Origin of the sequence: Nocardiopsis sp. FIRDI 009 (assembly GCF_003386285.1) — a bacterium.
Classification (GTDB): Bacteria; Actinomycetota; Actinomycetes; order Streptosporangiales; family Streptosporangiaceae; genus Nocardiopsis.
Genome location: NZ_QPNC01000006.1, coordinates 14,726 through 26,180, shown reverse-complemented (window position 1 = coordinate 26,180; position 11,455 = coordinate 14,726). Strand labels below are relative to the sequence as shown.

Sequence of the window (11,455 nt, the reverse complement as noted above, 5' to 3'; positions counted from 1 at the left end):
GACCGGCCCCGCCGCCGTGTCCGGGGGATGCCGCGCGCGTGAACCGGGACACCCGGAGCACGGCGAAAACGTCGATCGGAGGGGATCGGATCCCGACTGATTTTCGCCCTGTTTTTCCTGCGTATCAGGGGTTTTGGCGATGGTCACCGAGGGTAGCCCGCATGAAGTTTGGGTTTCGGGGCATGAAGCATCGTTTTGGCTCTTGCCCACCGGTGGGTGGAGAACTTAGCCTGCAAGCACCTGACACACTCTGGGCGCCCAAGTGTGGGTCGGTTCAACCTGAGTTTTCCGCTGCGCTCATGCGCATGACTCGGCTCGGAGGTCGCCATATGACCGAAACGGTTGTCTCGTCCGCGCTCGTCCCCAAGGAACACAGGGAACCCAGCCGCCTCTGGCACACCTTCTGCGACATGAACGCCGTGGCCACCGGCCCGGAGTTCGTCGTGGAGCGCGCGGAGGGAGTGTGGCTCTGGGACGCGTCCGGCGACCGATACCTGGACGGGACGTCCAGCCTCTGGTACTGCAACGTCGGACACGGCCGCACCGAGATCGCGGACGCGGTCCACCGGCAGATCAACACCCTGGAGGCGTACACCGTCTACGGGGACTTCAGCAACCGGCCCGCACGGGACCTGAGCGAACGTCTGGCCGCGCACGCGCCGGTCGACGACCCGAAGGTCATCCTGACCTGCGGGGGAGGCGAGTCGATCGAGACCGCCGCCAAACTGGCCCGCCGTTACTGGGGGGTCGTCGGGCAGCCGCAGCGCACCCACATCATCACCCGGACCGGCGGTTACCACGGGCTGCACGGCTTCGGGACCAGCATCATCGGGATGGAGCGCTTCCGCGACGGCTACGGGCCGCTGGTCGAGGACGCCTCCGTGGTGCCGCACGACTCCGCGGCCGCGCTGGAGGCCGAGATCCTGCGTGTGGGACCGGACCGGGTGGCGGCCTTCTTCGCCGAACCGGTCATCGGGGCCGGGGGCGTGTTCGCGCCGCCGGAGGGCTACTTCGCCGAGGTGGCGAGCGTCTGTCGCAGGTACGGGGTGCTGTTCGTCGTCGACAGCGTCATCTGCGGCTTCGGACGGATGGGCAACTGGTTCGGCATCGAGCGCTTCGGCGTCAGCCCGGACATGATCGTGTTCGCCAAGGGTGTCTCCAGCGGGTACCTGCCTCTCGGCGGGGTGGTGGTCAGCGGACGGATCGCCGACCCGTTCTGGAACGAACCGGGGAACCCGTTCATGCACGGCACCACCTACGCCGGGCACCCCGCGTGCTGTGCCGCGGCCATAGCCAACCTGGACATCCTGGAGCGCGAGGACCTGTTCACGGTCTCGCTGGAGGTCGAGCGCCACCTCGACAGCGCGCTGCGCACCCTGGCCGACCACCCGCTGGTGGCCGAGGTCCGGTCGGGCGTGGGCGTCATGGGCGCGGTGGAACTCACCGAGGAGGCGCTCACCGAGCGGGGGATCACCACGGCGGAGGTGTTCGCCGAGGCGCGCTCCCGCGGGGTCATCCTGCGTCCGGTGCCCCGGGCGCTGCTCGTCTCACCGCCCCTGATCATCGCGTGGGAGCAGATCGACCACATGGTCTCCACCCTCACGGCCTCCCTGGACGCGGTGGCCGCGAGGCACTGAGCGATCGTGTCCCTGCCGTTCCCGAGGCACGGCAGGGACACGATCGAAGACGAACCCCCTTCCTCAACCCCCTCCTCCCCACCCCCGACCCCCACTGGATGCCCGGTCCGACGGGTTTCGTCGTGTTTCGGGCGCACTGCCCGAAACGCACTGGCCCGGATCTCAGCCATCGAGTAATATTTTCTGGGAAGATATTTCTTGAGGGTGAGAAGCGTGAGCGACCCACCCTCGGACGACGGGGGAGCGGGACATGACGGCACGGACGGCGGACGGCGCGACGGGCGCGAGCCCCAGCGACGACGACCTCATCACCGCCTGGGGGCTGCTCCACGAGGCGATGAACGCGCTCCAGCCCAAACTGCTCGGCGGGGTGACGCCCGACGGCAGGGACATGGCGGGCCCCTGGTTCGAGGTGCTCATCCGTCTCCAGCGCACCCCCGGCCACCGGCTGCCGATGAGCCGCCTCGCGCGCGAGGTCAGCCTGAGCACGGGCGGGTTCACCAAGCTCGCCGACCGGCTGGAGCGCGAGGGCTACCTGGAACGGGCGGCCTGCGACTCCGACCGCCGGGTCGTGTACGCGACTCTGACCGACGCCGGACTGGCCTTCATCGACCAGGTCCGCGTCAAGCACGTCGAACGGCTCCGCGAGCACGTCCTGGACCCGCTGGGCGCCGACGGAGTTCGACAGCTGGCCTCGCTGGCGCGTACCCTTCGTGACAGTGCGTGCCGCTGACGGGGTGCCCGGCCTGGACGCTGCGTAGTCGTTTCCCTCCGACGCTCCCACACCGATCCGCCCGAACGTGTCGAAAACATCCCACGCGCCTCCGTTCCCGTGTAGGTTGGCGAGAGTTCTGGGGTTCCACGCGGGGTGGGCCGTGGGCGATGAGGTTCCGGGGGGAATGATGAGACTTTTCACCACTGCCGCGCAGATGAGGCCGATTCCCCGATCCTCGCGCTTCTGCAACGGCGCCGTCTCGTTCTGGTTCCGCGAGTCCGGGCTGCCCGATCGCAGGGCGGCGCTGCCCGGCGACGCCGACTACGACGTCTGCGTCGTCGGAGCGGGTTACACCGGGCTGTGGACCGCCTACTACCTCAAGAAGGCCCAACCGGACCTGAGGGTCGCGATCGTCGAGCGCGAGTTCGCCGGATTCGGAGCCTCCGGGCGTAACGGAGGGTGGCTGTCGGCCGAGTTCGCCGGCTCCCGCGAACGTTACGCGCAGTCACACGGCAAGGCCGCCATGATCGCCCTGCAACGCGCGATGATGGCCACCGTCGACGAGGTCGTCTCCGTCGCCGAGACCGAGGGGATCGAGGCCGACATCGTCAAGGGCGGTATGCGCCTGGTCGCCACCAACGCCGCCCAGCGCGACCGCCTGGTCGAGGAGATCGAGTACCTCCAGGAGTGGGGCTACTGGCCCGACGATATCCACGTGCTGGAGCCCGAGCACGAGCCCCGGCTGGCCGTCCACGGCGCCGTCGCCTCCGCCTACTCCCCGCACGCCGCCCGCGTCCAGCCCGCCAAACTCGTCACGGGCCTGGCCCGTGTGGTCGAGTCCCTGGGCGTGGACATCTTCGAGGGCACCTCCGTGGAGGAGATCCGCCCCCGCCGCGACGCCGACCGCCCCGCCGCCGTCACCGACCACGGCACCGTGTACGCCGACCACGTCATCCGCGCCACCGAGGGGTTCACCTCCACCCTGCGCGGCCAGCGCCGCGAGTGGCTGCCGATGAACTCCTCGATGATCGCCACCGAGCCGATCGCCCCCGCCCTGTGGGAGAAGATCGGCTGGAACGGGCGCGAGGTCCTGGGCGACACCGCGCACTCCTACGTCTACGCCCAGCGCACCGCGGACGACCGCATCGCCATCGGCGGCCGGGGCGTGCCCTACCGTTTCGGCTCCGCCCAGGACCGGGACGGAGCCACCCAGCCGCAGGCGATCGCCGAGCTCTGGCGCGCGCTCACCCGCATGTTCCCCGACGTGGCCGACGTCCCGGTCGAACACGCCTGGTCCGGCGTGCTGGGCGTGCCGCGCGACTGGTGCCCGACCGTGGACCTGGACACCGAGACCGGTCTGGGCTGGGCGGGCGGCTACGTGGGCAGCGGCGTGGCCACCAGCAACCTCGCCGGGCGGACCCTACGCGATCTCGTCCTGGGCCGGAGCACCGACCTCACCCGTCTGCCGTGGGTGGGCCACCGGGTCCGCGGCTGGGAGCCCGAACCCCTGCGCTGGGTGGGCACGCAGGTCATCTACGGCCTGTACCGCACGGCCGACCGCCGTGAGTCCCGCACCCCCGAGGAGCGAGCCCACACCTCCCGGTTCGCCGGACTGGCCACCCGCATCGCCGGTCGCTGACCCCGAAGCGGGAGCCCGGCCGGACCGGCCGGGCCTCTTTCGTGTACGTTTGCATAAACTTGCAGTGGCGTGCATGATAGTTCAGTCAGCTTCGAATGGGGGAGCACCATGGGATACACCGCCGCGATCGCCGGAGCCAGCGGATACGCGGGAGGCGAGCTGCTGCGCCTGCTGCTCGGCCACCCGGAGATCGAGATCGGCGCCCTCACCGCCGGAGGCAACGCCGGGTCCCCCCTCATCGAACACCAGCCGCACCTGCGCCCGCTCGCCGACCGCGTGCTGGCCCCCACCACCGTGGCGGAACTGCGCGGCCACGACGTCGTCTACCTCGCCCTGCCGCACGGCCAGTCCGCCGACATCGCCCAGCAGTTGGGCGACGACGTCCTGGTCGTCGACTGCGGCGCCGACTTCCGCCTGAACGACGCCGCCGCCTGGGAACGCTTCTACGGCACCCCGCACGCGGGCACCTGGCCCTACGGCCTCCCGGAACTGCCCGGACAGCGGGAGCGGCTCGCCGGAGCCCGGCGGGTGGCCGTGCCCGGCTGCCACGTCACCGTCGCCACCCTCGCCCTCTTCCCCGGCCTGGCGGAACAGCTCGTCGAACCCGACCTGACCGTCGTCGCCGTCACCGGCACCTCGGGCGCGGGCAAGGCACCCAAGCCGCACCTCGTCGGCAGCGAGATCATGGGCGCCCTGAGCCCCTACGGGGTCGGCGGCACCCACCGCCACAACCCCGAGATCGTGCAGAACCTGACCTCCGTGACCGGCGAGCCCGTCCGCCTGTCCTTCACCCCGGTCCTCGCCCCCCTGCCGCGCGGCATCCTCGCCACCTGCACCGCCCCCCTGCGCCCCGGCGTGACCGCCGCGCGGGTCCGCGCGGCCTACGAGACCGCCTACGCCGACGAGCCCTTCACCGCCCTCCTTCCCGAGGGCACCTGGCCCAGCACCGCCATGACCCTCGCGGCCAACACCACGCTCGTCCAGGTCACCGTGGACCCCGACGCGAACCGGTTGGTCGCCGTCGCCGCCCTGGACAACCTCACCAAGGGCACCGCGGGCGGCGCCGTCCAGAGCACCAACCTCGCCCTCGGTCTGCCCGAGACCACCGGTCTGCCGCTCACCGCGGTCGCCCCGTAGACAGAACAGAAAGGCACACCGTGAGTGTCACCGCACCCCGGGGCTTCCGCGCCGCGGGAGTCGCCGCGGGTCTGTCCACCGACGGCGCACGGGACGTCGCCGTCGTCGTCAACGACGGCCCCTCCCGCGCGGCCGGGGCCGTCTTCACCGACGGAACCGACCGTGCCGCACCGGTCCTGTGGTCCGCGCAGGTCGCCGCGGGCGGGCGGGTGCGCGCCGTCGTGCTCAACTCCGACGGCGCCAACGCCGGCACCGGACCCCTCGGCTTCCAGGACGTACACGCCGTCGCCGAACACGCCGCCGACGCCCTGTCCGACTCCGCCGCCGAGATCGTGGTGTGCTCCAGCGGCCCCGCCGACGTGCGCCCGCCCCTGGACGTCCTGCGCGACGGCGTCACCGCCGCCCTCGACGAGGCGAGCCGCGGCGGGGGACTGGCCGCCGCCGACGCGATCCGCACCACCGACACCGTCGCCAAGATCGTCTTCCGGCGCGGCGACGGCTACACCGTCGGGGCGATGGCCAAGGGGCCCGACCCCTCCGTCTCCACCGTCCAGTGCGTGCTCACCACCGACGCGGAGCTGACCGCCCGACAGTGCCAGGAGCTGCTGGTCCCGGCCCTGTCGACGTCCTTCGCCCCGCTGACCGCCACCAACGACGCCGCTCTGCTCATGGCCAGCGGCGCCAGCGGTGTCCGCCCCGACCAGGACGCCTTCGCCGCGCTGCTCACCGAGGTCTGCGCCGACCTGGCCGCCCAGGTCGGCACCGACACCGGCGCCACGAGTGACGACGTCCCCGCCACCGACCACGGAATCCCCACATGATCTCCCGCCCACCCCAACACGGCACGAGCCCCGAGACCGACCCGGCACCCGTGGACGACCGGGCACGCGCCATCGACAAGGCCGCCAACCTCATCGAGGCGCTGCCGTGGCTCTCCCGCTTCCACGGCCGCACCGTCGTGGTCAAGTACGGCGGCAACGCCATGGTCAGCGAGCAGCTGCGGGTCCGCTTCGCCGAGTCGATCGTGTTCCTCCACTACGCCGGTCTGCGCCCCGTCGTCGTCCACGGCGGCGGCCCCCAGATCAGCGCCGAGCTCGACCGCGCCGGGGTGGAATCCACCTTCACCGCCGGGCTGCGCGTGACCACCGACGATGCCATGAACATCGTGCGCATGGTCCTCACCGGCCAGGTCAACCGCGAGATCGTCGGCCTCGTCAACCAGCACGGCCCCTTCGCCGTCGGCCTGTCCGGGGAGGACGCCAACCTTCTCACCGCCGAGCGCAAGACCGTCACCGTCGACGGTGAGCCCGTGGACATCGGGCGGGTCGGTGAGGTGACCGCCGTGGACCCCGGAGCCGTCGCCGCGCTCCTGGCCGACGGCCGCATCCCGGTGGTCTCCAGCGTCGCCCGGGCCGACGACGGGGGCGTCTACAACGTCAACGCCGACACCGCCGCGTCCGCCCTGGCCGTCGCCCTGGGGGCCAGCAAACTCATCATGCTCACCGACGTCGAGGGCCTCTTCGCCGACTACCCCGACAACACCGAGCTGATCAGCCGTCTCAACGTCGACGAGCTGCGTTCCCTCCTGCCGACCCTGGCGTCCGGCATGCTGCCCAAGATGGAGGCCTGCCTGCACGCCGTCGAGGGCGGCGTGCCCCAGGCGCACATCATCGACGGCCGGGTCCCGCACTCCCTGCTGCTGGAGGTCTTCACCGACCAGGGCGTGGGCACCATGGTCGCCGACGAGGAACTCGAAGCCGCCCTGCTCGCCGGGAACGGCCACCACCCGCGCCCCTGGCGCCCCACCGACACCACCACCCACAGCACAGGAGACGCACAGTGACCAGCGGTGCCGACCTGCGCGAGCGGTTCTCCGCCGCGCTCATGCCCACCTACGGGGTCCCGCCCATCGCCCTCAGCCTCGGGCGCGGCTGCGAGGTCTACGACGTCGACGGACGCCAGTACCTCGACCTCATCGCCGGGATCGCGGTCTCCAGCCTCGGCCACGGGCACCCCGCCCTCGTCAAGGCCGTGGCCCACCAGGCGGCCACGCTCGCCCACACGAGCAACCTGTTCGTCCACGAACGCGAGGTCGAGCTCGCCGAACGGCTCGTCACCCTCCTCGGCGGCGACGCCAAGGTCTTCTTCGCCAACTCCGGCACCGAGGCCAACGAGGCGGCCCTCAAACTCGTCAAGCGCGCCGCGGGCCCCGGCCGCCACTACTTCGTCGCCGCCACGCGCGGCTTCCACGGCCGCACCTCCGGCGCCCTCGCCCTCACCGGCAAGGACTCCATCCGCGAGCCCTTCGGCCCCTACGGCATGGACGTGCGGTTCGTCCCCCACGGCGACATCGACGCCCTCACCGAGGCCGTCGATCCGGGCTGCGTCGCCGTGTTCACCGAGCCCACCCAGGGCGAGGCGGGGGTCATCCCCGCGCCCGAGGGCTACCTGGCGGGCGTGCGCGCGGTGTGCGACGCGACCGGGGCCGCCTTCGTCCTCGACGAGATCCAGAGCGGCATCGGGCGCACCGGCCGGTGGTTCGCCCACCAGGACGCGGATGTGCGTCCCGACGTGCTCACCCTCGCCAAGGGCCTGGGCGGCGGGTTGCCCATCGGCGCCTGCGTCGGCTTCGGCGACTACGCCGACGCCTTCGCCAAGGGCGACCACGGCTCCACGTTCGGCGGCAACCCCGTGGCGTGCGCGGCCGCCCTCGCCGTCCTCGACACCATCGAGGGCGAGGGCCTGCTCGCCCACACCGCCGTCATGGGCGAGCTGCTCGCCGAGCAGCTCGACGAGATCGGCCACCCGCTCCTGGCGGGACAGCGCGGCAGCGGACTCTGGCGGGCCCTCACCCTGACCGCCCCCGTCGCCGCACACGTCCAGGAACAGGCCGCCGTCCGCGGCTTCCTCGTCAACGCCGTGGGGCCCGAGACCATCCGCCTCGCCCCGCCCCTCGTCATCACACCCGAGCAGATCGGCGTGTTCATCGAGGCCCTGCCGACCGTCCTCGACGCCGCCGAGGCCGCCGCCACCAAGGAGACGCAGCAGTCATGACCCGGCACTTCCTGCGCGACGACGACCTGTCCCCGGCCGAACAGGCCCGGGTGCTCGACCTCGCCGACGCGATGAAGAAGGACCGCTTCGACCACCGCCCGCTCGCCGGGCCGCGAACCGTCGCCCTCCTCTTCGACAAGCCCTCCACCCGGACCCGGCTGTCCTTCAGCGTCGGCGTCGCCGACCTCGGCGGCACTCCGCTGGTCGTGGACACCGCCACCACCCAGATGGGTCGCGGCGAACCCCTGGCGGACACCGCCCGCGTCCTGGAACGTCAGGTCGCGGCCGTCGTCTGGCGAACCTTCGCCCAGGCCGACCTGGAGACCCTCGCCCGCTCCATCTCGGTGCCGGTGGTCAACTCCCTCACCGACGAGTTCCACCCCTGCCAGATCCTCGCCGACCTCCAGACCGTCCGCGAGCACAAGGGCACCCTGAGCGGCCTCACCCTCGCCTACCTCGGCGACGGCGCCAACAACATGGCCCACTCCTACCTGCTGGGCGGTGCCACGGCCGGACTCCACGTGCGCGTCGGAGCTCCCGAGGGCTACCACCCCGACCCCGCCGTCCTCGCCCGCGCCGCCGAGATCGCCGAGGGCACGGGCGGCTCGGTCACCGTCACCACCGACCCCCGCGAGGCGGCCGACGGCGCCGACGTCCTGGCCACCGACACCTGGATCTCCATGGGCCAGGAGGACGAGGCGGGCGACCGTGAGGCGCTCTTCGGCCCCTACACCGTCGACACCGCCCTCCTGGCCGCCGCGCACCCCGAGGCGATCGTCCTGCACTGCCTGCCCGCCTACCGGGGCAAGGAGATCGCGGCCGAGGTCATCGACGGCCCCCAGAGCGTGGTGTGGGACGAGGCGGAGAACCGCCGCCACGCCCAGAAGGCCCTCCTCGCCTTCCTCCTGGACTCCGACGCCAACGCCGGGGGCGAGCGACGATGACCAACGACGGCGGCACCGCCCCCATGACCAAGGCGGCCCGGCACGCCCGGATCACCGACGTCCTCACCCGCGAGGACATCCGGTCCCAGGGGGAGCTGGCCAAGCGCCTGGCCGCCGCGGGGGTCCAGGTCACCCAGGCCACCCTCTCCAGGGACCTGGACGAACTCGGCGCGGTCAAGCTCCGCACCGCCGACGGCCACCTCGCCTACGTGTTGCCGGGGGAGGGCGGCGAACGCCTGCAACGCACCCGCCCCGACACGCTCGACCTGTCGGAGGCGTCCGGCGCCCGCCTGACCCGCCTGGCCGAGGACCTGCTGGTGTCGGCCGAGGCCTCCGCCAACATGGTCATCGTCCGCACCCCGCCGGGGGCCGCCCAGTTCCTGGCCTCCGCGATCGACCACACCGACTTCCACGCCATCCTGGGCACCATCGCCGGGGACGACACCATCCTGGTGATCTCACGCGACCCCCAGGGCGGCGAGGAACTGGCCGAGGCGCTGCTGCGCCTGGCCGACCGCAGACCCTGAGCCGTGCGTGCCTTGAGCTTCCGCTCCGCCTCGACTCGTGTCCGGGTGCCCGAAAGGCCGGGGACTCCTCATCCTCGGCGGCGCCCGCCGCTCGTTCCTCGCGCGCGGCTCGCCTCGTCGTGCACAACCCTGGCCGGTACCCGAACGAAACCCCCTCGGGTCGGCCACCCCAGGAAGTAGCTTGGGGCCCACCCCCCGCCCGTCCACGTCCACGTTCCACCGAAGGAGACCACCATGGCCGATCAGCCCGGCACCGAGACGCCAGGCACCGGCCAGCCCGAGGCCCTGCGTCTGTGGGGCGGCCGCTTCGAGGGCGGCCCCGACCAGGCGCTGGCCCGGCTCTCGCTGAGCACCCACTTCGACTGGCGGCTCGCCCGCCACGACATCGCCGGGTCCCGCGCGCACGCCCGCGCGCTGCACCGGGCCGGACTGCTCACCGCCGACGAACTCGACCGGATGATCGAGGGGCTGGACCGGCTGGAGGCCGACGTGGCCTCGGGCGCGTTCACCCCCGTCTTCGAGGACGAGGACGTGCACACCGCCCTGGAGCGCGGATTCATCGAGCGGGTCGGCCCCGAGCTGGGCGGACGGCTGCGCGCCGGACGCTCCCGCAACGACCAGATCGCCACCCTCGTGCGCATGTACCTGCGCGAGGAGGCCCGTTCCATCGCCGACGAACTCCTGTCTGTGGTCCGCGCCCTGGCCGACCAGGCCGCCGCGCACCCCGACGCCGCCATGCCCGGCCGCACCCACCTCCAGCACGCCCAGCCCGTGCTCCTCGGCCACCAGCTGATGGCGCACGCCTGGCCGCTGCTGCGCGACGTCGAACGACTGCGCGACTGGGACCGCCGGGCCGCCGTGTCCGCCTACGGCTCGGGTGCGCTGGCCGGGTCGTCGCTGGGACTGGACCCGGAGGCGGTCGCCGCCGAACTGGGCTTCCCCGCCTCGGCGGAGAACTCGATCGACGGGACCGCCGCCCGTGACGTCGTGGCCGAGTTCGCGTTCGTCACGGCCATGATCGGGGTGGACCTGTCCCGCCTGTCGGAGGAGGTCATCCTGTGGGCGACCAAGGAGTTCTCCTTCGTCACCCTGGACGACGCCTTCTCCACCGGTTCGTCGATCATGCCGCAGAAGAAGAACCCGGACGTCGCGGAACTGGCCCGGGGCAAGGCGGGTCGGCTCGTGGGCGACCTCACCGGCCTGCTCACCACCCTCAAGGGGCTCCCGCTCGCCTACAACCGGGACCTCCAGGAGGACAAGGAACCGGTCTTCGACGCGGTCGACAGCCTCCACCTGCTGCTGCCCGCGATGACCGGCATGGTCGCCACCCTCACCTTCCACACCGACCGCATGGCGGAGCTGGCACCCCAGGGATTCTCCCTGGCCACCGACATCGCCGAGTGGCTGGTCCGAGAGCGGGTGCCCTTCCGCGAGGCGCACGAGATCGCCGGGGCCTGCGTGCGCGTGTGCGAGGAGCGCGGGATCGACCTGCCCGACCTGACCGACGACGACTTCGCGGCCGTCTCCGAGCACCTGACGCCGAAGGTGCGCGAGGTCCTCACCGTCCAGGGTTCCCTCGCCTCCCGCGCCGGCAGGGGCGGCACGGCGCCGGTCCGCGTCGCCGAGCAGCTGGAGCGTCTGCGCGCCGGGGTCGCCGAGCACCGGGACGGCTGGCTCGCCGCCCCGCTCGCGGAGTAGCGGCACACGGCGCCACGGGCGGGCGGGTCCCTCCGGAGGGACCCGCCCGCCCGTCGTCCTCGCTCCGGCGACCACCGCGTATCCATTTCCGCGTTCCCCCGGCA

10 protein-coding genes are annotated in these 11,455 nt (G+C 72.2%); all 10 read left to right on the top strand.

Translation table 11 applies throughout. The annotated features are described in order from the left end of the window. The first annotated feature begins 410 nt into the window (after positions 1 to 410). The 10 genes from DVR05_RS03435 (at position 411) to argH (ending at position 11,351) form a co-directional block, all read left to right on the top strand. Positions 411 to 1,637 (top strand): aspartate aminotransferase family protein, encoded by a 1,227-nt coding sequence (locus DVR05_RS03435; protein WP_116244553.1) that lies wholly within the window; start codon positions 411 to 413, stop codon positions 1,635 to 1,637. Positions 1,638 to 1,887: 250 nt separating this feature from the next. Continuing rightward, positions 1,888 to 2,370: a MarR family winged helix-turn-helix transcriptional regulator gene (locus tag DVR05_RS03430; protein ID WP_116244341.1), complete on the top strand. Its 483-nt coding sequence runs from the start codon at positions 1,888 to 1,890 to the stop codon at positions 2,368 to 2,370. Between the two features lie 196 nt (positions 2,371 to 2,566). Then, positions 2,567 to 3,991, top strand: coding sequence for an FAD-binding oxidoreductase (locus DVR05_RS03425; RefSeq protein ID WP_232831961.1), 1,425 nt, complete (start codon positions 2,567 to 2,569; stop codon positions 3,989 to 3,991). A 108-nt stretch (positions 3,992 to 4,099) separates the two neighbouring features. After that, positions 4,100 to 5,128: an N-acetyl-gamma-glutamyl-phosphate reductase gene (gene argC / locus DVR05_RS03420; RefSeq protein WP_116244340.1), complete on the top strand. Its 1,029-nt coding sequence runs from the start codon at positions 4,100 to 4,102 to the stop codon at positions 5,126 to 5,128. Between the two features lie 20 nt (positions 5,129 to 5,148). Continuing rightward, positions 5,149 to 5,949 carry a bifunctional ornithine acetyltransferase/N-acetylglutamate synthase gene (locus DVR05_RS03415; protein WP_116244339.1) on the top strand — a complete coding sequence of 267 codons (801 nt, stop codon included), beginning with the start codon at positions 5,149 to 5,151 and terminating at the stop codon, positions 5,947 to 5,949. Beyond that, a complete protein-coding gene (argB, locus tag DVR05_RS03410) occupies positions 5,946 to 6,971 on the top strand; it encodes an acetylglutamate kinase (RefSeq protein ID WP_116244338.1) in 1,026 nt (341 codons plus the stop codon). The genes DVR05_RS03415 and argB overlap by 4 nt, the downstream gene beginning before the upstream one ends. Continuing rightward, the gene (locus DVR05_RS03405; protein ID WP_116244337.1) at positions 6,968 to 8,182 is read left to right on the top strand and encodes an acetylornithine transaminase; all 1,215 of its coding nucleotides are present in this window, start codon (positions 6,968 to 6,970) and stop codon (positions 8,180 to 8,182) included. The genes argB and DVR05_RS03405 overlap by 4 nt, the downstream gene beginning before the upstream one ends. Then, positions 8,179 to 9,126: an ornithine carbamoyltransferase gene (gene argF, locus DVR05_RS03400; protein WP_116244336.1), complete on the top strand. Its 948-nt coding sequence runs from the start codon at positions 8,179 to 8,181 to the stop codon at positions 9,124 to 9,126. Before DVR05_RS03405 ends, argF begins: the two co-directional genes overlap by 4 nt. Next, positions 9,123 to 9,653 (top strand): arginine repressor, encoded by a 531-nt coding sequence (locus tag DVR05_RS03395; RefSeq protein ID WP_116244335.1) that lies wholly within the window; start codon positions 9,123 to 9,125, stop codon positions 9,651 to 9,653. The genes argF and DVR05_RS03395 overlap by 4 nt, the downstream gene beginning before the upstream one ends. Before the next feature lie 234 nt (positions 9,654 to 9,887). Further along, positions 9,888 to 11,351, top strand: coding sequence for an argininosuccinate lyase (gene argH / locus DVR05_RS03390; RefSeq protein WP_116244334.1), 1,464 nt, complete (start codon positions 9,888 to 9,890; stop codon positions 11,349 to 11,351). Positions 11,352 to 11,455 lie beyond the last annotated feature (104 nt).